This is a genomic window from Kribbella sp. NBC_00359, from assembly GCF_036097425.1.
Lineage (GTDB): Bacteria > Actinomycetota > Actinomycetes > Propionibacteriales > Kribbellaceae > Kribbella.
This window is the reverse complement of sequence record NZ_CP107975.1, coordinates 216,321-243,273: the sequence shown is the minus strand read 5'-3', so window position 1 is coordinate 243,273 and position 26,953 is coordinate 216,321. Positions and strand designations below refer to the sequence as shown.

General features: G+C 66.2%; 24 protein-coding genes and 2 pseudogenes. 15 read left to right on the top strand and 11 right to left on the bottom strand.

All coding sequences use genetic code 11. The annotated features are described in order from the left end of the window. Positions 1 to 389: 389 nt before the first annotated feature. The 3 genes from OG876_RS01050 (at position 390) to OG876_RS01040 (ending at position 3,093) form a co-directional block, all read left to right on the top strand. A complete protein-coding gene (locus tag OG876_RS01050) occupies positions 390 to 1,349 on the top strand; it encodes a hypothetical protein (RefSeq protein ID WP_328522831.1) in 960 nt (319 codons plus the stop codon). Between the two features lie 26 nt (positions 1,350 to 1,375). Further along, positions 1,376 to 1,984: a DnaB-like helicase N-terminal domain-containing protein gene (locus tag OG876_RS01045; protein WP_442914080.1), complete on the top strand. Its 609-nt coding sequence runs from the start codon at positions 1,376 to 1,378 to the stop codon at positions 1,982 to 1,984. A gap of 575 nt (positions 1,985 to 2,559) precedes the next feature. Beyond that, on the top strand, positions 2,560 to 3,093 hold the full coding sequence (locus OG876_RS01040) for an ATP-binding protein (RefSeq protein WP_328522830.1): 534 nt from the start codon (positions 2,560 to 2,562) through the stop codon (positions 3,091 to 3,093). A gap of 128 nt (positions 3,094 to 3,221) precedes the next feature. Here OG876_RS01040 and OG876_RS01035 read toward each other — a convergent pair whose 3' ends face one another. The 4 genes and pseudogenes from OG876_RS01035 to OG876_RS01025 all read right to left on the bottom strand — a co-directional run bounded on the left by OG876_RS01035 (position 3,222) and on the right by OG876_RS01025 (position 6,840). After that, a complete protein-coding gene (locus OG876_RS01035) occupies positions 3,222 to 3,611 on the bottom strand; it encodes a hypothetical protein (RefSeq protein WP_328522829.1) in 390 nt (129 codons plus the stop codon). Between the two features lie 649 nt (positions 3,612 to 4,260). Next, positions 4,261 to 4,596 (bottom strand): annotated as a pseudogene (locus tag OG876_RS43865) (S8 family serine peptidase); the annotation flags it as partial. Next, on the bottom strand, positions 4,593 to 5,654 hold the full coding sequence (locus OG876_RS01030; RefSeq protein WP_328527038.1) for an IS110 family transposase: 1,062 nt from the start codon (positions 5,652 to 5,654) through the stop codon (positions 4,593 to 4,595). The gene OG876_RS01030 and the pseudogene OG876_RS43865, both read right to left, overlap by 4 nt. Positions 5,655 to 5,868: 214 nt before the next feature. Beyond that, the gene (locus tag OG876_RS01025; RefSeq protein WP_328522828.1) at positions 5,869 to 6,840 is read right to left on the bottom strand and encodes a S8 family serine peptidase; all 972 of its coding nucleotides are present in this window, start codon (positions 6,838 to 6,840) and stop codon (positions 5,869 to 5,871) included. A 494-nt stretch (positions 6,841 to 7,334) separates the two neighbouring features. On the opposite strand from OG876_RS01025, the gene OG876_RS01020 reads away from it, so the two are divergent. After that, positions 7,335 to 7,505: a helix-turn-helix domain-containing protein gene (locus tag OG876_RS01020; protein WP_442914214.1), complete on the top strand. Its 171-nt coding sequence runs from the start codon at positions 7,335 to 7,337 to the stop codon at positions 7,503 to 7,505. Positions 7,506 to 7,869: 364 nt separating this feature from the next. Here the strand turns inward: OG876_RS01020 and OG876_RS01015 are convergent, their stop codons facing one another. Beyond that, entirely contained in the window at positions 7,870 to 8,793 is a 924-nt protein-coding gene (locus OG876_RS01015) for a hypothetical protein (RefSeq protein WP_328522826.1), read from the bottom strand. Positions 8,794 to 9,400: 607 nt separating this feature from the next. Continuing rightward, positions 9,401 to 10,597 (bottom strand): helix-turn-helix domain-containing protein, encoded by a 1,197-nt coding sequence (locus tag OG876_RS01010; RefSeq protein ID WP_328522825.1) that lies wholly within the window; start codon positions 10,595 to 10,597, stop codon positions 9,401 to 9,403. A gap of 928 nt (positions 10,598 to 11,525) precedes the next feature. Here OG876_RS01010 and OG876_RS01005 point away from each other — a divergent pair. Next, a complete protein-coding gene (locus tag OG876_RS01005; protein WP_328522824.1) occupies positions 11,526 to 11,696 on the top strand; it encodes a hypothetical protein in 171 nt (56 codons plus the stop codon). Positions 11,697 to 13,338: 1,642 nt separating this feature from the next. Here OG876_RS01005 and OG876_RS01000 read toward each other — a convergent pair. Together OG876_RS01000 and OG876_RS00995 are read right to left on the bottom strand one after the other, a co-directional pair. Beyond that, positions 13,339 to 13,791, bottom strand: coding sequence for a VOC family protein (locus tag OG876_RS01000; protein WP_328522823.1), 453 nt, complete (start codon positions 13,789 to 13,791; stop codon positions 13,339 to 13,341). A gap of 126 nt (positions 13,792 to 13,917) precedes the next feature. Further along, the gene (locus tag OG876_RS00995; RefSeq protein ID WP_328522822.1) at positions 13,918 to 16,671 is read right to left on the bottom strand and encodes a helix-turn-helix transcriptional regulator; all 2,754 of its coding nucleotides are present in this window, start codon (positions 16,669 to 16,671) and stop codon (positions 13,918 to 13,920) included. A 177-nt stretch (positions 16,672 to 16,848) separates the two neighbouring features. On the opposite strand from OG876_RS00995, the gene OG876_RS00990 reads away from it, so the two are divergent. Next, complete coding sequence (locus tag OG876_RS00990; protein ID WP_328522821.1) at positions 16,849 to 17,259, top strand: hypothetical protein; 411 nt, start codon at positions 16,849 to 16,851, stop codon at positions 17,257 to 17,259. Next, positions 17,256 to 17,663 carry a hypothetical protein gene (locus tag OG876_RS00985; RefSeq protein WP_328522820.1) on the top strand — a complete coding sequence of 136 codons (408 nt, stop codon included), beginning with the start codon at positions 17,256 to 17,258 and terminating at the stop codon, positions 17,661 to 17,663. Before OG876_RS00990 ends, OG876_RS00985 begins: the two co-directional genes overlap by 4 nt. A gap of 66 nt (positions 17,664 to 17,729) precedes the next feature. Here the strand turns inward: OG876_RS00985 and OG876_RS00980 are convergent, their stop codons facing one another. Then, positions 17,730 to 18,407, bottom strand: a complete 678-nt coding sequence (locus OG876_RS00980) for a hypothetical protein (protein WP_328522819.1) — start codon at positions 18,405 to 18,407, stop codon at positions 17,730 to 17,732. A 177-nt stretch (positions 18,408 to 18,584) separates the two neighbouring features. On the opposite strand from OG876_RS00980, the pseudogene OG876_RS00975 reads away from it, so the two are divergent. The 8 genes and pseudogenes from OG876_RS00975 to OG876_RS00940 form a co-directional block, all read left to right on the top strand. Then, positions 18,585 to 19,601: pseudogene (locus OG876_RS00975) on the top strand (hypothetical protein); the annotation flags it as partial. Between the two features lie 40 nt (positions 19,602 to 19,641). Then, complete coding sequence (locus tag OG876_RS00970) at positions 19,642 to 19,875, top strand: CGNR zinc finger domain-containing protein (protein WP_328527037.1); 234 nt, start codon at positions 19,642 to 19,644, stop codon at positions 19,873 to 19,875. Between the two features lie 487 nt (positions 19,876 to 20,362). Next, positions 20,363 to 20,743, top strand: coding sequence for a hypothetical protein (locus tag OG876_RS00965; RefSeq protein ID WP_328522818.1), 381 nt, complete (start codon positions 20,363 to 20,365; stop codon positions 20,741 to 20,743). A gap of 297 nt (positions 20,744 to 21,040) precedes the next feature. Continuing rightward, positions 21,041 to 21,523, top strand: coding sequence for a hypothetical protein (locus tag OG876_RS00960; protein ID WP_328522817.1), 483 nt, complete (start codon positions 21,041 to 21,043; stop codon positions 21,521 to 21,523). Between the two features lie 93 nt (positions 21,524 to 21,616). Beyond that, complete coding sequence (locus OG876_RS00955) at positions 21,617 to 21,988, top strand: hypothetical protein (protein ID WP_328522816.1); 372 nt, start codon at positions 21,617 to 21,619, stop codon at positions 21,986 to 21,988. A gap of 294 nt (positions 21,989 to 22,282) precedes the next feature. Beyond that, the gene (locus OG876_RS00950; protein WP_328522815.1) at positions 22,283 to 24,250 is read left to right on the top strand and encodes a sensor histidine kinase; all 1,968 of its coding nucleotides are present in this window, start codon (positions 22,283 to 22,285) and stop codon (positions 24,248 to 24,250) included. Positions 24,251 to 24,264: 14 nt separating this feature from the next. Beyond that, the gene (locus tag OG876_RS00945; RefSeq protein WP_328522814.1) at positions 24,265 to 24,936 is read left to right on the top strand and encodes a response regulator transcription factor; all 672 of its coding nucleotides are present in this window, start codon (positions 24,265 to 24,267) and stop codon (positions 24,934 to 24,936) included. Between the two features lie 96 nt (positions 24,937 to 25,032). Further along, positions 25,033 to 25,473 (top strand): hypothetical protein, encoded by a 441-nt coding sequence (locus OG876_RS00940; RefSeq protein WP_328522813.1) that lies wholly within the window; start codon positions 25,033 to 25,035, stop codon positions 25,471 to 25,473. Between the two features lie 389 nt (positions 25,474 to 25,862). Here the strand turns inward: OG876_RS00940 and OG876_RS00935 are convergent, their stop codons facing one another. Further along, entirely contained in the window at positions 25,863 to 26,366 is a 504-nt protein-coding gene (locus OG876_RS00935; protein WP_328522812.1) for a hypothetical protein, read from the bottom strand. A gap of 10 nt (positions 26,367 to 26,376) precedes the next feature. Continuing rightward, on the bottom strand, positions 26,377 to 26,835 hold the full coding sequence (locus OG876_RS00930; RefSeq protein WP_328522811.1) for a hypothetical protein: 459 nt from the start codon (positions 26,833 to 26,835) through the stop codon (positions 26,377 to 26,379). Positions 26,836 to 26,953 lie beyond the last annotated feature (118 nt).

The following is a 26,953-nucleotide window of genomic DNA, read 5'->3' as shown; positions in this document are numbered from 1 at the left end:
ATGGGGCGGCCTATCCAGATCACCGGCAAGTACGACGACGACCCACCGATCTTCGCGGTACGAATCTCGAGGCACACCTCGGCGAGGAGACTCCGTATGTGGCTACGCCTCCATAGGCGTGTACGGCAGGTCGAATTGGAGATTCCGGATGGGGCGAACCTTCAGCCGTCGGACGTAGAAGATATCGCCCAAAACTTGAACGTCAGTATCCGGATCGTGGGGACAGGGACGGCACAGTCGCAGTGACGCCTGCGGGGTGGATCAAGCAACTTAAGGCTGCGATCGCATCAAAGCTGGGATCCAACACGGGCCCGGCATCCGACTCGGAAGTCGGCTCCGACCCGGCCCCGGCTGGTGGGAAGCCGACGATAACTCCCGCCTCTGGCGACGTGCATGCCGAGGCGCTCAAACAGATGAGCACAGCGATCACCTGGCTGATCGGCGCACTCGCTGCGGTGGCGGCGGCGATGATCGCCGGCAGTCAACTGTCGAGCATCGGGAGGCTCTCCTGGGACGATGACCGCTCTCGCCTTTTGCTGGCTGTGATCAGTATCGCCGTGGCGATCGGGCTCATCTTGGTGTCCATCGGCCTGCTGTACCGCGTACAGGCGCCGACGAACACGGACTTCAACCGCCTGCGGAAGCTGGCAGCCGGAACCCGCCGCCACGGCGTGGCCGCCGAAGTCCGTCGTCAGGTCGAGGACGACAGCACCCTGCACCGCGGCACGGGCAGCCTTGCGTCGTTGATGACGGAATTCAACACGGTCCGCAGCGAGTTCCACGAGCTCAAGAACAAGGAGTACGCGGAGGAGAAGCAGGCTGTGGGCGGCGGTGATGACACGGCGCGGACCGCAGCCGTGGCTCGGCGGAAGCAGCTGGCCGCCTACCGCGAGGTCGTCGGCAGCCGAATGACGGAGTACCGCACCGCCCTGCTCCGCGTCGCCCAGCTAGACAAATACCTGCGGACGCGCAAGCGGTACCGCTTCGCGTCGTGGACCGTGATCGTGTTGTCGATCGCCGCCGCGCTTGCGTTCGTGGCATTCGCGTGGGCGGCCAACCCTGCAGATAAACCGAAGGACGCTACCGCGCCACGCCTGGTAGCAGCGCATCTCACCCTCACCGACGAAGGTCGTAAGGGCCTCGAGCAGCGACTCGGCAAGACCTGCGCCGCAGCGGCTGCGACTGACGGCGGCGTATCCGTCGTGGCGCTCAGCTCATCCGACGCAGGTATCGAAGTCGTCATCGTCCCTTCAACCGAATGCCCTCAGCCGAAACGCGTCGTCGTCAGCGCGTCCGACGGCGACGTGGTCGCCGATGCCGCAGCCGTCTCCACGGCTTCGCCGCGCTAATGGGCGCTGGCTAAAGCAATGTGTGCGTGCTCGGCGCGATGATGCTGAGCAAGGACGCGATCGCCGACGTGATCGAGACCCTCCGAAGCACGGACTTCTACCGCCCGGCCCACGAGATCGTCTTCGACGCGGTCACCGACCTGTACGCGCGGGGCGAGCCGGCCGACGCGATCACCGTCGCCGCCGAGCTGAACCGCCGGGGCGAGATGGCCCGCATCGGCGGCGCGCCGTACGTGCACACCCTGGTCGCCTCCGTCCCGCTCGCGGCGAACGCGGGGTACTACGCGCACATCGTCCGGGAGAAGGCGATCCTGCGCCGCCTGGTCGAGGCGGGCACCAAGATCGTCCAGCTCGGGTACGCCGGTGAGGGTGAGGTCGACGATGTCGTCGACGAGGCGCAGGCCGAGATCTACTCCGTCACGGAGAAGCGGACCGCTGAGGACTACGCGCCGCTGAAGGACATCATGGAGGGCGCGCTCGACGAGATCGAGGCGATCGACTCCCGTGGTGACGCGATGGTCGGCGTACCGACCGGGTTCACTGATCTCGACGAGCTCTGTTCGAGTTGTTCGTTGAGCCGCAGCAAGTCGGCATTCAGATCAGCTACCCGATGCTCGTGCGCGTCGAGAGCATGACCGGCCCGGACGCGCGCGGCTTCGGCCTCGCGTAGTCGATCTCCGCCTGATCGGCACGGGTCTCCTGCGCGGCGCGACGCTGTGCCAGCGAACGGTCGATTTCTGCGCGACGAGACGTCCCGCGGCCATGACTCGTTGTTTGTAGTGGCGTCACTTTCGCGTCGGCTGCGCACGTCGTACGACGCGCGGTGGGACAGGAGCCAGTTGTGCGGGTTCGTCGTTCTCCTCGACAACGCCGAACCCGACGTGGCGCAACGCACTGGTCAGCTGCCCGCTGCGCAGTAAGTTGTGCAGTGCCAGGCCCCGACTCACGGAGAAGCCCAAGCATCGAAGGAAGTCCCGGTGATGATCCCGCGCCGCCGGATGAGTGAACAAGCCGCCGAAGCTGCCGTCGACCAGGCCTGCCCGGGTGCTGCGGCTTCCGACGATCCGGGGCCTGCTTCCCGATCTGGCAGCCAAGGCCACCAGCGACCAGATGTCTTATTGGGTCTTCTTGGCCGAACTGCTGCTGGCCGAATGCGACGACCGCGCTCGGAACGCGGGATCAAGGCCGCCCAGTCCCCAGGACCAAGGCATTGCGCGACTTCGACTTCGACGCCAATCCCAACATCGATCCCGCCGTCATCAACTCCCTGGCCACATCGGAGTGGGTGAAGAAGGGACTACCGCTGTGTCTGATCGGCAACTCCGGCACCGGCAAATCGCACCTCATGATCGCCTTGGCGACTGAGGCAGCGACGGCCGGCCACCGGGTCAAACACACCCTGGCGGCGAAGCTCGCGAACGAACTGGTCGAGGCCGCCGACGACAAGATCCTCACCAAGACGATCGCCCGCTATGGCCGCGTCGATCTGCTCTGCATCGACGAACTTGGCTACATGCAACTCGACCGCCGCGGCGTCGAACTGCTCTTCCAGGTCCTCACCGAACGGGAGGAGAAGACCTCCGTCGCGATCGCCTCAAACGAATCCTTCGCCAGGCGGGGCAAAACCTTCACCGTCCCCAGACTCTGCGCCGCCATCGTCGACCGGCTCACCTTCGGCGGCCACATCATCGAGACAGGCACCGACTCCTACCGGCTCACACACAGCCTCAACCAGTCGCAGTGAAGACCCACGATGAACCTGGCGACCTGGCCGATCACGAAAGCGAGGCCTGCGGGGCATCTTCGAGGTCGAGCCTATGAGACCGGCAAGCTCGTCTTCAAGCTGCGGGTCCCGTGCAGTAGCGGATCCGCCTATGGGCGTAGTGTGAGGCCGTCGATTTTGGTCCATGCGGTGAAGTTGTTGGTGGCGGGGATTTGGGTGCTTTGCCAGGTGTCTCCGTGGTTGTCGACGCCGGCCACGACCAGGAGCCTGTCTTTGTTGGGGGCCGCGGACAGATGGAAGAGAGCTTTGGGTGGGAGTTGGGTCCAGGCGCGGAAGTCGCCGTCGGCGCTGGGGAGGTTTTCGACTCGTGCCCACACGTCTCCGTCGCCTTCGGTTCCGAAGAGCATGAGTTTGGCGTCGTCGCCTTGGGCGGCGGTGATTTCGTTGAGGAGTTTGTGGTCGGTGTCGGCGAGTGGTGTGGGTGTTGTCCAGGTGTCGGTGTTGGGGGGCGGTTTGCCGGGTGTACCAGAGGACGCCATGGGTGTCGGCGATGAAGACGTTGATCCGGCCTAGGGAGTCGGGTGCCGCGGTGACGTTTTGGGCATCGCCGGAGAAGTCGATAATTCCCTCGTGGTCCCAGCTGGTGTCGTCTGCGGCGGTCCTTTGGCTGCGGTAGAAGATGGTGCCGTGTTTGTCGGCTCCGATGAGCGTCAGCCGGTGGTCGGCGTTCGGGGCGATGGCGGCGGTGGTGAGTGGCCCGTCGAGTTGTGACTGCGCCAGCCAGCTGGGGTCGTTCACGACTGCTTGCTGGCGGTGGAAGACCTCGTCTTGGGCGGTCAGGTCGGCCAGGACCATTTTGCTGGTGATCCCGTTCCCGTCGGCGCCGGCGGCCATCGAGGCGTAGCGCTGGCCGCGGGATTGTTCCCACTGGGTGGGCCAGGTGTTGTTGTGGGCGTCGGTTTGGGTGCCGGTGAACATGTGTCCGCCCAAGTCGGTGCCGCCGGTGGTGGAGCCGTCGGCGTTGGTCCCGAATAGCGTCAGTGCGCCGTTGGCGTTGGGTGCCAGCGCGATGGTGGTTCCGGTGCGGGGGGAGGTGGGCCGGACGAACAACAGCTTGTTCGGCGACAGCCCGTCGGGCAGGCCCTGGATGATGCCGCGGGTTGATTGTGCGTCGAGTTCGGCGGCGATCTGGGCCGGTGTCGCGGTCGCGAACTTCGGCGTTCCCAGCAGCAGCGCGACCGCCCCGGAGACGTGCGCTGCAGACGCCGAGGTGCCGCTCTTGGTCAGGGGGTCGGGGTCGATCGGCGGGTTTGGGTCGTTCGGATGCGCGAGGTGTCCGATTCCGCCGATCGAGGTGATGCCTGCACCGGGGGCGAAGATGTCCACGCAGGCGCCCCAGTTGGAGCCGTGGTCAGGAGATTCAGTCCACAGGGTGTCGGTGACGTCGGTGGCGCCGACGGTGATGGCGGCGGGGGCGGACCCGACGGGGTTGAAACAGGCGTTGGACGCTCCTATGTTTGTCAAGCGGCGATAGAGGTGTGGTGGAGGCGGGTTGCGGTCTCGATTGTTCGGTAGAGGCGTCGGGCCAGCGCGCGTTTGAGCGAGCGGCGAATGTCGCGGTGGGTCTTGCCTTGGGCGCTGCGTCGGATTTCGTAAGCGCGGGTCTCTGGGTGGCATCTCATCCGGGTGACGGCGACGGTGTGCAGTGCTCGGTTCAGGGCGCGGTCGCCGCCGCGGTTGAGCCGGTGTCGGGAGTTCTGGCCGCTGCTTGTTTCCAGCGGGGCGACGCCTGCCAGGGATGCGAACGCGGCCTCGTGGCGGACCCGGCCGTGGTGGGACCAGCTGATCAGCAGTTGCGCCGCCACGACGGGGCCGACTCCGGCCTCAGCGAGCAGGGCCGGTCCAGCCGGGTGCTGCTTGAGCAGGTCAAGCAGCTGCGGATCCAGCTCGGCGAGCTGCGCGGAAAGGAACCGGATCCGGGCGCTGATCGACTGCAACGTGAACAACGACAAGTGATCCTGGACAGGCGCTGCGGCCGGGATCTGGAGTTGCTCGATGCTGCTGAGCTGAGCGGCTAGAGAGCGGCCACGCAATTCGGCGCGCAGGAGTTCTGGCGCGACCACGATCAGGCTCTTGAGTTCGTTGATTGCCTGCGTCCGGCTGACCAGAACTCCTTCCCTGCAAGCGAAAACCATCCGCAGCGCCTCCCGCAGACCGCCGGATCGTGGCACGCCTTGAATGTCGCGTGACAACGCCTGGCGAGCCGCGCGGATGGCGTCGATCCGATCGTTCTTGGCTCCGCGGGCACGCTTGAGCGCGCCGACTTCAACAACCGTTTCACCCGCATCGACGAGGAACGCGACCAGGCCGGCGGCGAAGCTGCCGGTGCCTTCCAGCGCCCAGATCCGCCGACCCGGAGCGTGTTCGCCGGCCCAGGCGAGCATCCGTCGATAGCCTGCACCGTCAGCGGCGTCGGCCAGGTGTGCGTGGACTCGCCCCGTCCTGGTGTCGAGCACCGCGAGATCGACGGTGTCGCGGTCCGGATCGCCCCCGATGACGAAGTCGTAGTCGTCTGCGAGCATGGCCATTGTGGTTGTCCTTCCAGCCAAGGATGAACGCGGAAGGCATCGGCCTGGACGAAGGTCACTAGTCGCGGCAGCACTGTGAGGGGTCACGCCGGCAACGGCGGACAAGCTCCTAATCAAGCCAAGACGAGTGGGCCAGGTCGGTGCCGGCAACCCCAGGAACAGGTCCAACGAAAGACACGCCCTCTAAAGCGGTCAGTATTCTCGAGAGTCACCTCGAGCTGCCGACACCAGCCTGACTCAACGGCCCAGTCGAGCCGTCTCCAACACTCACAGTGTTTTCGTTGCCGGCACTGGTCACCACGGGGATGCCGGCGGCAATGGCGGCCTGCTCGGCATCGACGATGCCCTGCGATGCGCCAGCGGGGCACGGCGCAGGCAACTCGCCAACCTTGCATGTCCGTCCGAGGCTGAAGTTGATGACGGCCGGTTTCACTGCGTGCGCGATGACCCAGTTGATGCCCGCGATGAGCGAGGCGTCGCTGTCCGCGGTGCCGTCGCAGCCGAGGACCTTGACCGGGACGAGTGTCGCCTTCTTGGCGACGCCGTACTGAGTCCCTCCCACGATGCCGGCCATGAAGGTGCCGTGGCCATTGCAGTCATTGGTGTTGGTGTTGTCGTCGATGGCGTTGTAGCCCACCTCGACTCGGCCGTTGATGTCGGGGTGGTTCCGGATGCCAGAGTCGATGATATAGGCGTGGACGCCGGCGCCGGCTGATCCGATGTAGTTGTAGGTGAAGTTCAAGCCCTTGCGCTGGTCGAGGTGGTCCAGGCCCCACGACGGCGTGGGTAGCTGCGTGGTCTGTGCTTGATAGGCCTGTTCCTGTTGCACGTATTCCACATCAGGTTCGGCAGCGAGCTCCTGTGCCTGCTCGGCCCTCATCGTGGCGGAGAAACCTTGGACGGCGCCTTCGAGGATCCGGTCGAGCTTCCCGGAGTGCCCGCTCGCGAGCGAACGAGAGCGGGCCGCGACCCCGTGTCTCCGAACCGAGCTGTTGTCTTTGAGCTTGACGAAGTACTTTCCAGGGGCCGCGGCAGCGGAGTTTTTCCCGAGAACAACCACAGGAGAGATGGGTGCTGGTGACGCCGAGGCCGGACCCAACGTCGCAAGCACCGCGGTGGTCACCGCCAGTGCCACCATCGCGACAGCAGCGTAGGTTCTTGAACGCAAGAAGTCGGGCACTGCGGGTCCCTCCCGATGAGTGAACACTAGTGCGTCCAGGCTCAGCCGGAGTGGTCCGAAGCCTTAAGTAGCGGTCACAGACGCATCGATCAAGCATCGACGACGACGTCTTGCACGTTCGTGAGTAGGAAGCACTCAAATCAGCACAGCCGGTTCCGATTGGCGGCGAGGGTGGCTGTGGCTGCTGCTCGATGGCGTTCGCGCTTGGACGCCGGTCAGTTGGTGGGCATCGCCGCGACACGGCGACACGGCGGCTCACGCATCCAAGAGATCACTACACCGTGCTGCGCAAACCGTTGGACCCGACCGCGTTCATCGACCAACTCCAAGCCGAGCTGCGCGCCGAGCTCGGCGCCTTGAACGACCAGGTCGACTGGGTGGAGGTCCGCGACCGCCCGCAAAGAAGGCGCGATCAAGCTGGGCCAACTGGATGCCGCCTCCGGAACCGCAGAATCTCCGCGCGTTGAAGCGCGAGGCCCGTCCGGCAGGCGCACCTGCTGAAACTGCACGCCGCCGGCGTGCAGTCCATCGGCGAGCTCGCCGAACTGTTCGAGGTCTCCCTGCCTACGGTGTATCGGACCCAGGAACGCCAACGCGCGCAGTCGAAGCCCCAGCGATGGAACCGCTCGCCTGCCCGTCTAGCGCTCAAATGTGGCGCCAGGTGACAGCGTTCCCACCAACGCCCCGACCAGGTGACCGGCCACAGCCCGAATAAACTCACCGCGGCGACAAGGACTAACAGTCGAACAGATCGAAAAGCAGCCGCGCCTGGCACAATGCCCGCCTCGGCCGGCGCAACTGACCCCATCTCGATCAGAACCCGGCGGCGAACCGTGGCCTCCGCCACACCGAGATGCCGACGACCGCAGCCTAGCCGCGGGGCGCCCAAGCGGTGTCGAAACTCATCAGAAGACGGTGTCAGAACTCATCGGCACAGCCACCCTGGGTGAGCTGTAATGCCGTTCCTAGTCGCTGCCATGGGCTCGGGTATGTCTGAGATCACAGCTGGGAGGACGTGTCCGACCCGAATCAGATCACGCCCTTGGCCCGGAGTGCGATGCCCGTGATGACGAGCAAGACGGAGAGGATGACGCCGGCCGAGAAGAACTTCCAGCGCTGGGGGTCTACGACAACAACCGTTGGCGCGACCAGTTCGACAGATGCTGCTGCCTGCTGGATCTGATCGACCGCTCGACGGCCCGCATGTTCGATTGAGTCGACGGCGGAGGAGGCAGCGGAAGCGCGATCGATCACCTGCTCGAGTGCGTCAGCGGCGCCGAGCAATTTGGTTGCGCTGCCTTCGAGCCCGTCCAACTTGTTGGTGGCGGTGAGAAGCATATGGGCGTTGTCCTCAAGGTCGCGCAGCGGACGGGACGCGGCGTACAACGAAGCTGCGTTGTCTTCGAGGTTGATGAGCCGATAGGACGCAGCCTCGAGAGCTGCGACTGCGTCGGCGTCGAGATAGTGGGTCTCGATGTTGGCGAGAAGTGCTCTGAGGATTTCTGCTGCGCCTTCGCTGACGTCTTGGAGACCGTCGATGGCAGTCGTCAGTTCTGACTTGGTCCGGTCGGCCGCCAGTTGCAGCATCTGGCTCAATCGATGCTCGGTGAGGCGGTCCAGGCCATCTATCTTCGATCTGAGGTCCTTCTCTGCCGCGGCTTTCCACTCGCGGAGCAGGTCGGCGGGGTATCGATGTACGTTGGGGCGCTTGTCCACCTTCTTATGGTGATAGCCGCAGAGAAGAATGAGGTTCGGGAACGCGTCGACTTCCACCTCCGGCAGGTATCGGGGCCCGTCTGGCGATACCGCGTGGATGTGAGCAATGTCGACCTTCTTCTCCGGATCGTCACCGAAGAACGTCACAGTAGGCTGCTTACAAGGTGGGAAGTAGCACTTGGTGCTCAGTGCGAAGAGAGCGCTGCGGGTCGCCTCGCTGTAGTTGCGCTTGCTCATGTGATCCTCACCGACTCCCGTCCGTAGGGAGCGACGACTCTACGGACGAGCATCGACAATTCGCCACTGGGGCAGCTTCATCGACGTTGCGCCCCCAGGGGGAAGCCTGTCCCTCCTGCCCGCGAGCTCGCGATTCGAGCCCTCGCTTGACCTGCCGCGTGGTTGTGGCGACAACGATGACGGTTGGTGCTCGCATCCAGCGCAAGGTTCGGACGGTCAGATGCCGTCGTGCCGGCGTCGGCACGACGGCCGCCCGGTTGCGCTGGTACTGGCGGCTTCCAGCCTGCTCAACCACGACGGTTCTCGGCCTGAGAATCCGGTTGACCGGCCCGTGACACACCCGACCTGATCGACTCGCCACCTCCGGCGACATGTCAGCGGCGGCGTCGCTTACCGCAAGACCTTCGGCGGTCGCACACTGCTGGCCGCAGTCGTCGGCGAACCCGGCGAACGCTCGACGTGCCGCCAGCCGGGTTGCGAAGGACTCTAGGTCGGGGCTGAGGGCACGGGCCTTCTCCAGGTCGCGGTCGGTGCTGAAGCGCGGGTGAAGTCTTCGGCGAAGAACTGGAAGATCTCGGTTACGGCGGCGAGTTTCCGATAGCCGCCCTCAGAGGATGTCAGGTTGATCGAAGGCTTGTTCTAGGGCTTGGGCGGCGGCTGGGTTGGCGATGCGGCGGCCCAGGTAGATGTCTTGGGTTATGGAGACTTTGGCTTGGCCTAGTTGGTCGGCTATTTGGCGGGCGGTGTGGCCGGCTTGGTCGAGGGCGGTGGCGGTGGTTTTACGGAGGGCGTGGGAGCGGACCCAGGTGAGTTTGTCGGATTCGGCGGGCTGGGTGGCGTCGTGGACTTGAGCCAGTAGTGGGTGATGGTTGTCGAGGCGGATGCCGTAGGTAGCGACCAGAGTGGCGACCGTCTGGTGGTCGACCTTGGTGCGGCCGGTTTCGATGAGTTCGATTCTGGTTCGGGGCCAGTTGAGGGTTTCGGCGACCTGTTTGCGGGTGAGGTCAGTTTCGCGGCGGAGGGTCCGGAGGCTGAGGCCTAGTACGCGGCGTGCGGTGTTGCCGACGGGGGAGAGGGCGGTGCGGAGGGCCCGGCGGGTGTTGGAGGGGTCGCGGTAGCCGCCGATGGTGTCGGCAAAGACGGGAGCCTCGAGGAGGATGCCGGTGGCGTGGCGGGTGCGAAGCATGGCGATGGCCCAGTTAGGGAGGTGGAGGAGTCGTTCGCCGGCCTTGGACTTCGTGCTCTTACGGATGAGGCCCTCGCCTTTGAGGCGGGCGATGGTGTGGGTGACTTGAACGGTGCCTGCTTCGAGGTCAACTTGGTGCCAGAGGACGGCGAGGGCTTCGCCGATTCGGACGCCGGTGCCGAGCATGAAAGTGGTCAGGTCGGGGAGGTCTGCCTCGACGGCACGTTCGTCGGCCGAGAGGCTCTGGCGGAGGAGGGTGACCTCCTCGCCGGTCAGGGCGCGGGGTGGGTTCTTTGGCGGGGCTTCGATGGTGTCGACTTCGCGGACGGGATTGACGGTGATGGCGCCGTAGCGGACGGCGAGTTTCATGGCGCCGGAGATGATGGCGCGGCAGGTCTTGGCGGTCGGGGCGCCGGCACGGTCCTTGATCATGGACAGCACGGTGTCGATGTGTGGCGTGCTGGCTTCGCCGATGCGAAGCTCACCGAGCGCGGGGCGGACATGGTTCTTGAGGGACCGTCGGTAGGTGTCCAGCGATGTCGGGGACCGTTTGCCGTCGGCGACCAGGCCTTCGAACCTTTTCTCCCACAGATCGAGGAGATGGTCGATCTTGTGCATCGCGGTGAGCTCGCCGGACTGGTTGGCCTTGGCGCGGTCCTGGAGCTTCTTCAGAAGGGCGCGCTCGGCTGCCGTCTTGGTCTTGCCGAACGCGGACACTGCACGCACATGACCGTCGTGGTCGCGGAACCTGGCCTGCGCCTTGTGCTTCACGGCCTTGCCTTTGTCGTCGGTTTGCACAATCCAGGTCGAGATCTCGCCCCAGGTCCCAATCGGCAGTGGTGCCCTCGGCATCTCAAGCCTCCAACCGGTGTGATGGTTGGGAGCTCAACGCTGGACGGAGTGCCGAATCCGCGAAGATGGCAACGACGCGAACTGATGTGATGTGACGCACAGTCACGATCAGATGAAGGCGGAGCCGGCCGTATCGGGGGAGCGCACACGGATTAGTTCGACACGGAGAATCGGGAAAGTGGTGCGTAAGTGGTGCGCACGAGACATGAAGAAGCCCAGGACACTCTCGTGACCTGGGCTTTTGTGCGCCGCCAGGGACTCGAACCCCGAACCCGCTGATTTCCATCCGGGGTTGACCACTGGCTGCCGACAGTGCGCGAAATCTCTTGCTGGTAAGGGATTCGTTGAACTTGTGTTGCTCATTGACTCTGATTGCTGACCATGCTGTCGCACTGATTGAGGTGCGTAAAGAGGTGCGTCGTCGAGACCTGTGTCCGAGACAGCGAGCGAGTTGAGAGGAGTGGCCGGTGGTCACTCCGTGCTCTTCGCGCGTCGTGGCGGGTCAGAACGCGTAACAGGTATGGGCGACAGCTAGACCCGTCCGCGGTGTGCTCGCTCGTCTTCCTCTTTGAGGGCAGACTGCTCCAACTTGGCTAAGGGCGGGAATGTCTCCCTTCATCTGCTCCAGCTACGCAGTGTCCGACTTGATGGCATTCGATTCCTCGCCTTCCCAGGAGCGTTGGGGTGAGATCCGGTGGGCTATCTGATCTGGTGCCACGCCATGGGCGAGCAACACTGCGCCAAGTATCTCGACGCCGCTGGCGAGGCGCCCAGTCAGGACATCGAGGGCACGGTACCCGTCGAGTACTCCGTCGCTGAGCAGACGCGCGGCGAGCTCTGCATCGTTGCTGAGCAAGGCAGGTAACAGACGATAGCCGGTGTATCCGGAGGTGGCGGCTACGCGCGCAAGCCGCTCGCGCTCCGACTGGGCGAGACGTGCAGGAACTGTCTCCTGATCGCCCGGTGGGGAAGGAGAGGAGCGGCGACGACCAGATCGTCGCCGAGCACGACACGACAGTGGTTCTCGCGGCCGTCCCAGCCTGGGCCACAGGCGTCAATAGCGGTATGGGATGCTATCGCCTGCAGCGTAGGCTGTGCCACATGACAAGCATTTTATGAAATGGGAAATCCGTCTGTCTGGATTGGAGCATGAAGGGCATAATGCAACCTGATTACCGCACTGGTCACAAATCCCTGACGGCCCATTTCCCCCGGTGACGGTGACGCTCACCACTTTCCACACCAGTATTCCGCTTAGGACGCTTCGGACCGCATTCCGGAGCACCTGCGCCGTATCGTCATTCGTTACGTATTTGGCGCTCTTTCCACACCAAGGACAGGGCTTCCCGGCTGCCCCGCGCGCCACCATCCTCAATTGTTCCTCGTTCATCTCTCCCCCTGGAGCCGCACTCCGAGGTCATGCCGTCCCTCGCGGGAACCCTCGTCTTGTCAGTCTGGCCCCATCCGTCGCGAAACACAGGGCCTTGATCATCCGTATCTGTCCGGTTCCTCCAACTCGCCGCAGCGCACAACCGCCGCATGCTCCATTGCAACCGCACCGGCATGACCTCCGGCTCGCAATGCAGGCACAGCTAGGTGTGGCGAACTAGGGCTGGCAGGTGCACGAGAAGGAGGCCTTGTCACTCCAGCTGACCTGGCTACAGTGCAGTTCGCACCCCAGGTAGCCCCACTATCACGACCACATCCGAGCAGCTTCTGAGGCGTTGTGCGCCTGACCTGCACGTTTGATGGGTGCCCCTGGCAAGATTCGAACCTGCGACGCACGGTTTAGGAACCGAGCCATCCCACCTGCTTTGGCCGCTCCAGCTGTAACCAGCCAACTCCAGTTTGGTGGTTCTTGACTCCCGTTGCCTCGAATCGATCCAGAGTGTCCCACGCTGAACTGCTGAGCGTGAGCCCAGCTCGTAGCGGCTGAGATGAGTCTGAGCCGCTACGTGTGACGGGCGAGATTCGGCGGTGGCTTAGGGGTCGCGTGATGTGGCACCCTCCTTGCTGCCCTGATCGCCCTCGGCTTCGCGGCTAGCGGGTGCTTCTCTCCAGTGGCCGGCGACCCGGCCGGGTCGACGCAGCGTCTCGGACCGCACCCACCCGCAGCGCCTCCGCGGGCCAGCCGGGCCACGGCTCGCTCGCGGCGGTCTGCGGGGTCATTCCCGCGGGGCCGCGCTTCGGGCGCCGGCCCCTTGGACGACAGGTGCGAGTGGCCCCTGCAGGGTGAGTCCCTGGGCGATTTGGACCAGTGGGTCCAACTGCTTCGAGTTGCTGTGTTGTGGGTTCGAGTCCCACGGGGCCCACCCTCAGGTGTGTTACTTCGGTTGAGGCGTGACGGTTCGTCCTCGGTTGACGGGCGACAGTGATTCGGCTGATGGGTGACTCCCACCTCGGGTGATCCTTCGCACTCCCGTTCATGCGGAGATCAGGGTGGTGGTTTGCGTCTGAACAGAGGTATCAGGTCATGCCGGGCCACGGACTCGTGTGCTTCCTGGGGATCAGCGCGTCGGTTCGCGGCCAGGGAGGCGGGTGGTGATCTCTTGGAGGGTCCAGCCGTTTCCGTCGGGGTCTTCGAAGGAGGCGTACGACGCGTAGCTGGTGCGGCCGGGGTCGGGACCCGGGATGCGACTCTGCGGGAGGAACGGGCTGCCGGGACCGTGGTAGACCTCGGTCACGTCGATGCCTCGTTCGACGAGCTCTTCGCGGGCGGCCACGATGTCGGAGGTCACCAGCTCCAGGTGCCGCATCGAGCCCGGAGTGGCCATCGGGATGCCTTTGCCGAAGGCGATCGAGGTGTGGCCCGCGCCGGTCGGGGTGATCTGGACGACGCGGAATACGTTGCCGTTCTTGATGTCGGCGTCGAGCCGCCAGCCGAGGCGTTCGTGGTAGAACTCCAGTGCCTTGTCGACGTCGGAGACGGGGATGCTCACGACCTCGAGGTTTACGTCCATGGTTCTGACTCCTTGTTGTGGCGACTGGCCGCCTACGGCGGCGGCGATTCCCAAGCTCGCTTGTTGAGGAGTTGGTCGCACCAGGGCACTCCCTGGACTTGAGCCCTGGTGTGAAGTGTCGGCTGGTTACGCCGTCGTGGTGTCCAGCGCTACGCCGTGCAGCTGTTGCCGTGAGCGGATGTTGAGTTTGGTGAAGACCTTGCGCAGGTGCCATTCGACGGTGCGGGGGCTGAGGTAGAGCCGGGTCGCGATCTCCGGGTTGGAGAAGCCGTCGCGGGCGAGCCGTGCGATCTGGGCCTCCTGTGGAGTGAGCGCGGTGGTGACTTCGGCGGTTCGCTTGCGGACCGTTTCCCCGGTGGCGGTCAGCTCGCGCCGGGCTCGTTCGACGAACGCCTCCATGCCGATCGTGGTGAACAGGTCGTACGCCGTTCGCAGTTGGTCGCGGGCGTCGACGCGCCGACCCTCCCGGCGCAGCCACTCGCCATAGAGCAGGTGTGCACGGGCGAGCTCCGGACGAAGCCGGGTGCGGCCCAAGCGCTGGATCGCGTCGCGGTAGAGCGCCTCGGCGGTGTCGCCGGTGCTGAGCAGCGCCTGGCAGCGGGCTTCGATGCCGAGGGCCGAATCGTTGCCGCAGGGGTGAGTCGCTGTCGTCAGCCGCTCGAGCGCGACGTGGGCGAGTTCGGAGTCTCCGACGCGAGCGGCTGCCTCGACGAGCTCGGGCAGCGTCCACATCGTGTAGAACGGAACCACGATCTCCGAAGCGGCCCGTCGGGCCGCCGAAGCCGCTTCGTCGTAGCGGGCGAGGCCGTTGTACAGGACCGCGGCGGCCCACTGCTCCCTGTGCGCGGCCAGCCCTGGGTCTGCGGCCGACGCCTGCTCGTCCGCGCTCACGATGGCTGCAGTCGCCGCGTCTTCTCGCCCTTGTAGGGCCTGGAGCCTCAGCAGGGAATAGGGAGTGATCGGGATCCCGGTCGCTGCCGCGGCGCTGTCGGTCTCCGCGATGTTCGCGGCGGCACCCGCGAAGTCCCCCATCCAGGTGAGCGCTAGGCCTACCTGAGCGAGGTGAAGCTGCACCTGCGACAGCGCGCCGGCATCGCGGACGAGCTGGACCTGCCGAGCGGCCGTCGCGTACAGGCCCTCGAAGTCCCAGGTGGCAGCGCAGGCGGCTGGAGCCATCCAGCCCCACCGCAGGACGTCTTCGACCGGAAGGGCGGCGAGCACCTTCGCTGCGGCTTGCAAAGGTGCAGCTGCGGCGGTATGCCCGTCGGTGATCAGCAGAGCAAGGCCATCGAGCAGCAGGTCGAGCGGACGCGGTGCGGTCGGCGGCGGAGGGAGGGCTTGGATGGCCCGGGAGACTTCCAGCAGGACTTCTGCCTCGAGTGAGCCCATCTGCGCCGCCGCGCCCCACGCGGCAAGGTAGGTCTCCCGAGCAAGATCCAGGTCGAACGATTCGAGCCGCCGGGCCGCCGTCAGCAGCAGCGGGGCGGCGTTGTTGTCCGGGCCCGACGCGTAGGCGACGTGGGCCCGCAACAGCTCGATCCGCGCTCGTTGGAATGGGTCCAGAACGCCCGCCTGTGTGATCGTCAGCAGCTCGCGGGTCAGGTCGAGGGCGCCGGCTGTCAGGCTCGCCTGCGCCGCGGCCAGCGAGCGTTCGGTGCGCCGCGCCGGCTCTTGTGTCAGCTCGACCGAGCGCCGCAGGAACGCCGCTGCGGCACCGAACCCACCTCGGGCCTGTGCACGACCGGCCGACCGCTCCAGCTCGGCGGCCACCTCTTCGTCCGGACCGCGCGCCGCCGACGCAAGGTGCCATGCACGACGGTCCGGGTCGGTGCTCACGTCAGTTGCATGGGCCAAGGCGCGGTGCACGGCCTGGCGTTCCTCCGGCGAGGCAGCTCGGTAGACGGCCGATCGGACCAGTGGATGCTGGAACCTGGTTCGCACGCCGAACTCGACCAACCCCGACGCCTCCGCTGCAACAGCGGCCGCGGCGTCGATCCCCAGCAGGCCGGCCGCTTGCCAGAGCAAGGCTGGGTCGCCCAGCGGCTCTGCGGCCGCGGCGAGCAGCAGTTGACGGCTGTCCGGCGGCAACAGTACCAGCCGCCGGAAGAACGAGTTCTCGATCCGGCCCGTCATCGGCATCGCGCCCGGCACCCCGATCCCGTCGGCGAGTTCGGCGATGGTCCAGGCACGCGGCAGTGCGACGATCGCCAGCGGGTTGCCTCTGGTCTCGGCGACGATCCGATCACGGACCCGACTGTCCAGCCGGCCCGGCACCACTGTCGCCAGCAGCGCTCGGGACTCGGCATCACCCAGCCCGTCCACCGTCAACTCCGGCAGCTGTGCCAACTCGGGTACCGCGCTCGGCTCGCGCACTGCGATCACCACAGCGATCCGCTCGGCCATCAGGCGGCGTGCGAGGAAGACGATCGTCTGCAGGGAGATTCGATCCAGCCATTGGGCGTCGTCGATCACGCACACCAGCGGCTGACGCTCGCTCGCCTCGGCGAAGAGGTAGAGCGCCCCGAGCCCGACCAGGAACCGATCCGGTGGCGGACCTGCGGTCAGGCCGAAGGCGCCACCCAAGGCGTCACGTTGCGGGGCTGGGATGCCGTCCATCCGATCGAGGAATGGCGCGCACAGTTGCTGCAGACCGGCGTACGGAAGTTCCATCTCGGACTCGACACCCGCGACCTGCACCACCCGGTAGTCCGTGGCCAGCTGAGTCAGGTACTCCAGCAGGGCGGTCTTCCCGACGCCGGGCACTCCGCGCACCACCAGTGCGCGGCTGTCACCGCCCCGGACATCGGCGAGAAGCCGATCGAGTTTCTCGCACTCGCTGCGCCGACCGAGCAACGCCGTCACAGCACCGCGACTCGTCATAGCAGGCATCATCGCCCGCCGATGGAGTTTGCACATCAGAAGGCTCCAACGGGCGTCGGTCGCGGACCAGGGTGTGCACCCAGGGTTGTCACCGGCGCGACCCGCCCGCTCGCCGCGAGACGCTCGGGACACAAACCGAGCATCCGGCCCATGGCTGGATTCCGAAGGAGGCACGGCATGACTCTTGACTACTATCCGTGGTGGCTGGACAAGCTGGCCGACGACGTCACGGGGCAGGGTGCGTTCATCGACGGCGGGCCTATTCAGGGCCCTGAAGCCGTTCGTTCGGTGGTGACGGCCGCTCGCGGTCTCTACGAGTTCCAGGACTTCAGCTTCACCGGCGACTACGGCGACAACGGCTTCCTCGAGGAGTACACGACCCAGGTCCGAGGCGAACCCCTCTCCGTCGTCGTCACGGTGACGCGCAACGCCGCCGGCGAGGCGCAGCAGGTCGTGGTGAACCACCGGCCACGCAACACGATGCTGCGTTTCTCCCACCTCATGTACGAGGAGTTCGCCGGCACCCCACTCGCCAAGCACTTCCTCGCCGACGGCGGGTTGCCGGTTGCGGAGGGAGGTGCGGCATGAGCTCCGGGGGAAACACGCATGAGGGCACCGGCTACTACTACCCGTGGTGGCTGGACAGGCTGGCCGACGACGTCACCCTGGAGGGTGGCGCGATGAACGGGACTGCGCGCGGCCCGCAGGCCGTTCGGGCGATCGTGGTGAAGGCTCGCGAGCTGTACGAGTTCCAGGACTTCAAGTACGCCGGTGACTACGGCGAAAACGGCTTCCTCGAGGATTACGCCGCGTCGGTCCAAGGCCAACCACTCGGCGTGGTCGTCGTGGTGACCCGCAACGCCGACGGGAATGCGCAGCATCTCGTGGTGCTCCACCGGCCGCGCAGTTCGCTGCTGCTGTTCTCGCGGCTGATGCACGAGAAGTTCGCGGGTACCCCCAACGCCGAGTTCTTCCTCGCTGAGGAGTCGTAAGACACCCCAGCCATAGGGTCGCGTCAGCCCGGATGCGAGACGGCGCGACCCTCGATACTGCGCGTCCTACTTCAGTTCGCCGAAGTGGGCGCTCCACAGTTGGCTGTCCGGCAGCGTGCCGCCGCGGAACTGGAGGCGGCGCGTGTGGATCTGCAGTAGGTGGTTGTGGCCTGCGCTTCCGCCGGGCGGGAGGTCCATCGCGAACGGGTGCCGGAAGTCGGTCGTCGAGGCGTTGATGATGGGGAAGAACCCCGGCGCCGGTGAGAGGTCGGGAGCGAGGATCCAGACCGTCGTACCGGGAACGCTGCACGGCTGCAAGGTGAGTCCCTCGTTCTGGTACGCAACTCTCGCCAAGCCCACGCACAGACCACTCGGGACTCCGAGCGGTGCAAATTCCTGCTGCACGGCCCGGAGGCTGCCGTAGTGCTGATTCGCCGCGGCGGACACCATGCCTGCTGCGTAGAAGTCGGCGACAGTACCCCCGTGCGGCGTGATGTCTTCCGAAGCGTCAGAGCCATGGACCTCCTTGAGGATCACCGGCTGGCCGACCCGGACGACTCCGCCGAGGATGTCCTCGACAAAGTTGGGTTGGGCCGGCGTTCCGAGCTTCTTGCTGAAGATGGAGATACACGCTGCGCCGCTCTGCGGGGTGGCGGCGCTCGCGAAGACGGTCCCCGCCGTGGTTAGGCCGCCGATCGTGGTCAGCGCCGCCGCGGCAGTCAGCACCTTGCGCTTCAAGGACATGGCAGTTCCTTTCGTGAACCGCAGCCGCACCGACGCACGGCTGGTGTGCTGGTCTCGGGACGAGGGCCCTCGTACCCGTTGGCACCGGCTCACGGTCGCGCAGGAGGCCGTCCGGCCGCGCCCGTGAATCCACGGGCCTTGACGCGGGCGTACGCGGAGTCACACAGAGACCCGGGAATGACCAGTGGATCCCAGGGCGCGACAGCAGCGGCCCCTGCAGGACGGTATTGGCGTGGCGCTCCCATAGCCGCGACCAACCTCCCGACATCGAACCGAGGCACGCTGATGACCAGGTCAACACCCAAGGCGGCAAGCACCAACCTGCTGGGCCTGTTCGCGGTACCACTCGGTCTGGCGGGCGTCGGCGGCGTATGGCAAACAGCGCACGCCTCGCTGTCGGCCCCGGCATGGCCGGCGGAACTGCTGTTCGGCATCAGCGTGGCACTGTGGGCCGCGCTGACCGCGACCTACTTCGTCGGCGGTCTACGCCGGCCGGGCACCTTCACCGCCGACCGCACACACGCGATCTACGGCCCGTTCGCGGCGTACATACCGATCATCGGGATTATGCTCGCCGCCCACTACGAGCAATACGCCCGCGTTGCAGGGCGTACCGCGGTTGCCGTCTTCATGGTTGCCCTCATAGTCATCGTCGCGCAGCTGCTGGCCCATTGGCTCCTGGGCAATCTGCTGATCGCGACCTTCCACCCCGGCTACTTCCTGCCGACCGTTGCCGGCGCGTTCATCGCCAGCATCGGGCTCAGTGCCAGCGGCTGGCACCGGGTCGCGCAGGGCGCGTTCGGCGTCGGTGTGTTCTTCTGGCTCAGCATCGGCACACTGATCTTCCATCGCCTGTTCACCGGCGCCCCGCTGCCCGATGCCATCAAACCGTCGCTGTCCGTTCTGTTGTCTCCGCCGGCGGTTGCCGGCATCGCCTGGCTCATCCTCACCAACGGGCACATCGACACCGTCGCCGCCACGCTGCTCGGCATCCTGCTCATGATGGTGCTGGTCCAGGTCTTGTTCTTCAGCGAGTACCGGCACCTGTCGTTCACGATGAGTTTCTGGGCCTTCACCTTCCCCGTCGCGGCCTCAGCCAACTTCGTCATGCTGTGGGTCCACGCCGAGCAGTTCCCGTTCTGGCGAGCCTGGTCCTGGACTCTGGTCGGCGTGACGACCGCATTCGCCCTCGCCCTGACGGCAGCCTCGGTCGCGGACCGCACACGCAGCCGGCATACCGCCAGCGCTCCCGGGACTGCGCCGTACCAGTCCCGGCCGGCTGCGGCCATGCGCGAACCCGGAGTGCAGGCAGTTCCTGATCAACAGGAGCAAGCCAAACAACGCCCGGCGGTGCTCGATGGCCGTCTACGGCAACCGGATGAAGGCCCGCCGGCACCACCAGCGGACCGCTGATGGCCACGCTCCTCTCGCTCAACGTCGACGCCCAGGGCAACCTCAAGGCACGTAAAGGGTCCGTGCCAGACATGACGAAGCCCAGACCAACGCTGTGACCTGGGCTTTGGTGCGCCGCCAGGGACTCGAAGCCCGAACCCGCTGATAATCGGACCGACCTGCTCGGTATTGCCCGTTGTCGCTCGAAATTCCTTTATTTCTTGGGTGTTCGGCGCGCTGTGGGCGTTCATCGCTGCTGCTTGGCTCCGGCTGTTGCCCGTTGAATCCCGACCCGTAATCCGTCCCGGTTCCTCGTCCGGGCTGGGCATGAGTCACCCGACAATTGACGCATACGCGTCACCCGCCGATGGTGTAGGCCGAGACAGGTCGGTCCGGCGCAACGGCCGGTCAGCTCGTGAGCATCTCAGACAACCATGGTGGTCGAGCTGGCTGCTGTACATCGCTGCTGTACTTCTGCTCGGCCGCGTGCGGGGTTTCGGGCTTGAGTCATTGGTGACTAGGCCCAGGTGCACCTACCGTCTGCGCTGTCGGAGAAGATACTGATGTTCCTGCTGGGAACTGCACTTGCTGCGGCGCTTGGTGCCGTGGCGGTCGCCACCGATGCTCGTCCGATTCTCGCCGGCGCCGCGACCTTGGCCTTCGTCGCGTTGGGCTATGTTGTTCCGGCGCGCCAACTTCCGCTCTTCACCGTGCGACGACTGCGGAAGCGGATGGGGGTAGGTCGGGCGGCGTACCTGTTCGCTGTGCTGGGCATCTGCCTGTCGGAGGCGGCGGCCGTCGCGCTCGACGCAACGGATTCGTCTACGCGATTCTCGGGCTGGGTTGCACTTGGCGGGTTCAGCGCGATCGGGGCCAGCTTCGTAGCAGCAATTCGTCGCACCGAAGCCATGAAGGCCGGCCGCGTCGGGGAACCACGCCCCTGACGGCCCAGCCGCAGCAAGGTTTAAGTTCGACCAGCCTCTGTCCGGAGCGGTTCGTCGCGGTCCGTACCGCGCTCGTCACCTGGTTGTTGTATCCCTGGGAACGTGCGCGAATCGGGGTGAACTGCAACTACCGGTGCAACTACGACCACGCGCTGAATACTTCAACCCATGGGCGTCGGTCAGCTTGGCAGGAGTCGCTGGCGCCGCCCCGGATCAGCCCTGGTTCCCTCGGCCTGGCGCGAGTAACGTCACAACCGCCCGGCGCACAGAGCTCCATCTCGCAAGAGGGGGCATGGAATGCTTCGTCGCCTGCTACTGATGGTCGGCCTGCTGATCGCGGGCTTGTTGTTCACTGGAGCGCCCGCGTTCGGCGGCGCGCCACCGGTCACCGAGACCACTACCCAGAAGAACCTCGTCGAGACCTTCGTCGATGTGATTCCCGATCCCATCTGCTCGGACGAAGGACCGCTCTACACCATCACCACCACCACCAACCTCGTCATGCACTCGACCATCTTCGCTGACGGCCGGGAGCACGACACCTTCACCCAGACCGGCACCTTCGTCGCGGTGCCGCTCGAGGACCCGACTCTGCCGAACTACACCGGCAAGGTCACGATCTGGGGAGGCTTCAACGCCAATGGGGCGACCGTGAACGGCACGTTCACGTTCAACCTCCACGCCACCGGCTCGGACGGGTCAACGATCCGCACCAACCAAGTCGATCACTTCAACGTCCGGCCCGACGGCACGGTCAACGAGTTCTTCCACTGTCACTAGGTCTTCCGGGGGAACTCACCGCCAGCTCCCGCGCCGGGCGCTGGCGGTGGGCATGACGAAAAGATACGACAGTTCTGGGAAGGAGGCAGTGTCATGCGCAAGATGCTGATCGCGGGCGTCGTGTCGACGATCGCCCTGATTGGGACAGCAGTGCCGGCGGCTGCGCAACCGCAGCAAAGATCCCCCGAGGAGTGGGTCTGCGATGGCGCGGACACGCTGATCGTCACCGCTGGCCGCAACGGCTGGATCGATGACACCAAGTACCACGCCGTGACGTTCTCCGCCGAGGGCACCTTCACGCCGACCGGTGGAACACCCGAACCGTTCAGCGAGTCCAAGACCTGGGCCGGGGGCAAGGACGCCAACAGCCCTGACCTCATCACTTGCACCTCAGACGTCTCCGAAACCGACGAGACTGGGACCTTCGAAGCACACTTCCAGGTCACGGCAGTCCCGGTCGGCTAAGCCACCTTCGTCACCGTGCCCCCTGGTCTATAGGCAGCTGCAGTCGTCGGAATAGACGGTCGGAGGGGTCGATTTCGTTGCCGCGTCCTGCGTCGACCGGTGACTCCATTCGTCCGCGATGGATATGCACGGTCGGTGCACGGATCGCGTGATGGGTCTGTTCGACAAGGTCCGGTCTGCCCGGTGGGGTCGTATCGGGCAGATGGCCGCGGCCTGGTTTGGGTGTGTTGAGTCCCGGACATGTCGGGACGCGGGCCCATGGACGTTGGGACGGGTGGTGCCTACGCTCGCGTTGTGAGGGCAGGCGTCGCGTGGGCGCTCGGGGTGGCTGCGGTTGTTCTGGTGAGCGCGGCGGCGGGTTTCGACGTGGTCAATCGTAGCCGTGGGGGCGGTGACGTTTGGTTGCCGAGTATTGCGGCGGCTGCGGTGGGCTTCGGCGTTGTTGGCGCGTTGATCGCGGGCCGGCAGCCGGGCAACCCGATCGGGTGGATCCTTCTCGCGGTCGGGGTGGGTCATGCTGCGAGCGGTGTTGGCATCGGGTACGGCACGTGGGCGGCGATGCGGCTCGATCCTGCGCCGGGCGCGGCGGTCGGCCTGTGGCTGGGCAACTGGGCGTGGTGCGCGCTGGCGTTGATGCCCGCGGTGTTCCTGTTGTTTCCTGATGGAAGGTTGCCGACCGCGCGGCTGCGCCCGGTTCTGGCTGCGGCGCTGGTCGTGGCAGCGGTGTTGGTGGCGGGCATTGCGATCAGCCCGCAGCCTCTGGGCGGCGCGGTGGCGATCGACAATCCGTTCGCGGTGCCTGCGGCGGGGCCTGTCCTGGATGTTGGCAGCGACGTCGTTTTGGTGTTGTTTGCCGCGCTGGTGCTGGTGTCGCTGGGATCGATGGCGTGGCGCCTGCGCGGCGCGGTCGGTGACGAGCGGCGGCAGTTGGCGTGGGTCCTGCTGGGTGCCGGCGTGCTCGCGCTTCAGTTGCCTTTCGAGGCGCTGGCTACACCGCGCGTCACTGGGCTGGTCAGCGCGGTATTCATATCCGCGTTCTGCGGGAGCCTGGGGATCGCCATGGTCCGGCACCGGTTGTACGAGATCGATTTCATTCTGAGTCGGGCTCTGGTGTACGGCACGCTGACGATCTGTCTGCTCGTCTTGTATGTCGGCGTGGTGGCACTGCTCGGTGCGGCGCTTCAGGGCCGGGCCGGCTTCGCGGTCTCGGTTGTCGCGGCGGGCGTGGTCGCGGTTGTGCTGGCTCCGCTGCGGACGGGGCTGCAGCGTGGGGTCGAACGGCTGCTGTATGGGCAGCGTCGTGATCCGCTCGCGGTGATGTCGCAGCTTGGGCGACGGATGGAGCGCGCGGCACCGGAACGGGTGCTGCCCGCGCTGGCCGAGGAGGTCGCGGCCACGCTGAGGCTGTCCGGTGTGACTATCGAGCTCGACGCCGGCGAATCGGTAACCCATGGTGCCGGCCACGGGGCGCCGCTCGTGCTGCCGTTGACGTTCCAGAGCCAGCGTGTCGGTCGGCTGACCGTTTACCCGCGCGGCCCTCGGGACGTGTTCTCGCGGGCCGAACGAGACTTGCTCGAGGGCGTTGGGCGTCAGCTCGGGGCGGCGGCCTACGCCGTGGGGTTGACCAGAGACCTCCAGCGATCGCGCGAACGCCTGGTCTCGGCGCGTGAGGAGGAACGCCGCCGCCTGCGGCGTGACCTCCACGACGGTTTGGGTCCGCTGCTGGCGAGTGTGTCGCTGCAGCTCGGCGCGGCACGAAACCTGCTGCGCGGCGATCCCGGCGCGGCCGACGCGCTGCTGATCCGCCTGGATGAGCAGGCTCAGGGTGCCGTGGCCGATGTTCGGCGGCTGGTCGATGACCTACGGCCGCCGGCTCTCGACGAGCTCGGCCTGGCATCGGCCATCGGACAACAGGCCGCCCGCTTCGAGGGCACGCTGGCGGTCTGTGTGGAGGTTCGTGGCGATCTTGCGACCCTGCCGGCCGCCGCCGAGGTGGCAGCATTTCGCATTACCACCGAGGCAATCACCAACTCGGCGCGCCACGCTAAAGCGCAGTTCTGCCGCGTAGACCTTTGCGTCGACGACGCACTCGAGGTCACGGTTCGCGACGACGGTCGCGGCCTTCCGGTGCAGTTGACCCCCGGCATCGGGTTGACCTCGATCGGCGAGCGCACCGCTGAACTGGGCGGTACCTGGTCCATCACAAATGCCGCCGGCGGCGGAACGGTTGTCACCGCCCGGCTCCCGATCATCAAGGCATGACATCGAGGCATGACATGGAACCGATCCGCATCCTGCTCGCCGACGACCACCCGGTGTTTCTGGGTGGCATGCGCGCGCTGCTTGATTCCACGCCCGGTTTCGAGGTGGTCGGTGAAGCAGGCACAGGCGTCGAGGCCGTCGCCGCGGCGACCGACCGCCAACCAGACGTGGTCGTGATGGATATCCAGATGCCGGGCCTCAACGGCATCGACGCCACCCGTCAGATCGTGGCCCGCAGCCCACATGTCGGCGTGCTCGTCCTCACCATGTTCACCCAAGACGACCTCGTCTTCGCCGCGATGCGAGCCGGAGCGCGTGGCTATCTACTCAAAGGCTCCGCGCCACACGACATCGTCCGCGCCGTCGCGACCGTTGCCGACGGCGAAGCGGTCTTCGGCCCAGCGATCGCGCGGCGGCTCATCGACTTCTTCGCCGCGGCGCCCGCGGCATACCCCTTCCCGGAGCTGACCGAGCGCGAGCGGGAAGTGCTTGATCTGCTCGCCCAGGGGCGAAGCAATACCGACATTGCCCAGCGTTTCGTCATCAGCGCAAAGACCGTCCGCAATCACGTGTCCAACATCTTCACCAAGCTGCAGGTCGCCGACCGCGCACAAGCAATCATCCGAGCCCGCGAAGCCGGCATCGGGCAGAAACGCACCACAAGCTCAGACCGCACAACGAGCTGATATCGCCCAGCAAGGTCGGGACCGACGCCCACAGACAACGGGACGGCACAGCCCGCACGATGCTCCTGACCGCACCAACCGCTTCAGGAGGCACCGATGAACCACACATGGACGACCGACCACGCCACCGCGCCATGGTCGCGCATCCTGCTCCTGCTCGTGATCGCCAGCCTGGCCTGCGCGCCAGTCTCGTGGATCGTCGACGGCGTCACGCCCTCCTTCGTCGTCTACCCCGTCGCACTCCTCGTCGGACTGTGGCGCCGCAGCCGCGGCGGCGGCACCCTGTACTTCGGCATCGCCGCAACGATCTTCCTCCTTATCCACCTGCCCTGGACCTGGGCGTCTCTGACCGGCGCGGACACCAACCCGCTCGACCACTCAATCCCCGCGCACCCCGTCGAGTGGCTGATCACCCTGTGTGTCGTACCGGCCGCCACCGCTGTCGCCGGCTTCGCCTGCTGGACCCAACAGCGCAACAGGAACTCCCAACCAGACCAAAGTCACCGACCGGAGACAAAGCCGACCACCCTCGCCTAAGCAACGTTCCAAGCGCGGCGGCGTGGGGCGTGGTGAGTGAGCCGGGTTGTTCGCTCGCGGGCGAAGTCTCGGTGGTGGGCCGGACGCCGAGCTTGTCGACCTCGACACCACCGTCCAGGCGGCGATGTCCAGAGGAGCTGGCGCCGACCATTGAGGGGTTCAGTCCAGCGATGATCGCGTCGACGCCGGTCGGACCAGATCCAAGCTGGTCGCGTGCGCCGCGATCGGGACTCTGGCGGCCTGATCGGTCTGGGCGGCTCGCGTGATTTGCTCAGGCAACGGGACTCCTGGGGAGGTGCCGGCGTCGCGGCGGTTGCCTGGTTCTGCTCGGACGTAGGCTCGGCGCCCGCCGCGGTCGTTTGCGGGGACGCCGAACCTGTAGGTGTGTCCTAACCGCAGGAGAAGGTGTCGCGCGATACGACGACGACCCCGTTGGCGTTGAGGGTGAGTTTGCCGGCGAGCCGGAGGTCGAGGACGGAGCCGTCGGTGCCGCGGAGGGTGCTGCGCAGTCGGTACTGCGCGACTCGCGACACGTCGCCCTCATCGGTGAAGGCGGTCACCACGCCGTTCACCTTCTCGCGGTACGTACCGGAGTACTTCGGCAGGGTGGCGTCGTCCGGGATCAGTTCGACCCGGCCGTCGATGACGCCGTTCACGTGGAACTCCCCGTCCTGCTGTCCGCCCGGTGGGGTCAGCAGCCGGTACCCGCCGGACCGGACTTCGTGGAACGTGCCCGGCCAGGAGACGCATGGGCCGTCTCCGGGTCCGAAGTGCTCGTAGGCGTCGTAGTCCTCGATGAGGAACGCGTGCTCGGCCCCGCCCGCGGACGCGGGAGCAGCGGTGACCCCGAGGAGAGCGGACGCGCCCAGCACGATGGCCAGCTTGTGTTTCATGGCAACCCCTTCAGCCGAGCACGCAGGTGGTGGCGGCGGCGACCAGAGCGGCCGCGCCGAGGATGAGCGCGGTCAACGTGACTGCCCCGAACGAGCCGACTCGACGCCGATGCTCGGCGGCCAGGGCGATTGCGACCGCGCCGAACACGATCGGCCAGCCGGACCAGAAGATGATAAAAGTCGCGGCCGCGGCGAGCGCGAGGCCCAGCGCGGTTCCGGCGAGCCGCCCGGGCGTGCCGGCCCGGGCCCACAGGCCCAGCCACACCGCGATGACACAGGCAGCGGCCACGATCCCGACGTACACAGCGACCTCGCCGGCCGTGATCGACGGGCCTCCGGCCGGGTCGGAGTTGAGATCGAAAACCTCGCCGGCGGTCATCGTGAGGCCGAAGATCAGTGCGCCGGTCACCGCGGCCGGCACTGGGTGCAGCACGTCGAGTCGATGCGACGAGCTCGTGATGGTGCTCATGGCAGCCCCCTCGGGTCTGGAAATGGTCGCTTCGAGCGCACCACCACTGACCGGCGGGACGGATCCGTCACGGGACCGGTTTCGCACGGGAGGTTTGCCCGGTCCGCCCGGGACTGCC

Coding starts and splice junctions, on each gene's coding strand:
- OG876_RS00985 (WP_328522820.1), top strand. CDS start 17,256: ATGAGCTCCGGGGGAAACACGCATGAGGGCACCGGCTACTACTACCCG.
- OG876_RS00995 (WP_328522822.1), bottom strand. CDS start 16,671: ATGACGAGTCGCGGTGCTGTGACGGCGTTGCTCGGTCGGCGCAGCGAG.
- OG876_RS01010 (WP_328522825.1), bottom strand. CDS start 10,597: ATGCACAAGATCGACCATCTCCTCGATCTGTGGGAGAAAAGGTTCGAA.
- OG876_RS00990 (WP_328522821.1), top strand. CDS start 16,849: ATGACTCTTGACTACTATCCGTGGTGGCTGGACAAGCTGGCCGACGAC.
- OG876_RS01015 (WP_328522826.1), bottom strand. CDS start 8,793: ATGAGCAAGCGCAACTACAGCGAGGCGACCCGCAGCGCTCTCTTCGCA.
- OG876_RS00940 (WP_328522813.1), top strand. CDS start 25,033: ATGAACCACACATGGACGACCGACCACGCCACCGCGCCATGGTCGCGC.
- OG876_RS01000 (WP_328522823.1), bottom strand. CDS start 13,791: ATGGACGTAAACCTCGAGGTCGTGAGCATCCCCGTCTCCGACGTCGAC.
- OG876_RS00945 (WP_328522814.1), top strand. CDS start 24,265: ATGGAACCGATCCGCATCCTGCTCGCCGACGACCACCCGGTGTTTCTG.
- OG876_RS01035 (WP_328522829.1), bottom strand. CDS start 3,611: ATGGCGTCCTCTGGTACACCCGGCAAACCGCCCCCCAACACCGACACC.
- OG876_RS00960 (WP_328522817.1), top strand. CDS start 21,041: ATGCTTCGTCGCCTGCTACTGATGGTCGGCCTGCTGATCGCGGGCTTG.
- OG876_RS00930 (WP_328522811.1), bottom strand. CDS start 26,835: ATGAGCACCATCACGAGCTCGTCGCATCGACTCGACGTGCTGCACCCA.
- OG876_RS00935 (WP_328522812.1), bottom strand. CDS start 26,366: ATGAAACACAAGCTGGCCATCGTGCTGGGCGCGTCCGCTCTCCTCGGG.
- OG876_RS01030 (WP_328527038.1), bottom strand. CDS start 5,654: ATGCTCGCAGACGACTACGACTTCGTCATCGGGGGCGATCCGGACCGC.
- OG876_RS00955 (WP_328522816.1), top strand. CDS start 21,617: ATGCGCAAGATGCTGATCGCGGGCGTCGTGTCGACGATCGCCCTGATT.
- OG876_RS00965 (WP_328522818.1), top strand. CDS start 20,363: ATGTTCCTGCTGGGAACTGCACTTGCTGCGGCGCTTGGTGCCGTGGCG.
- OG876_RS00980 (WP_328522819.1), bottom strand. CDS start 18,407: ATGTCCTTGAAGCGCAAGGTGCTGACTGCCGCGGCGGCGCTGACCACG.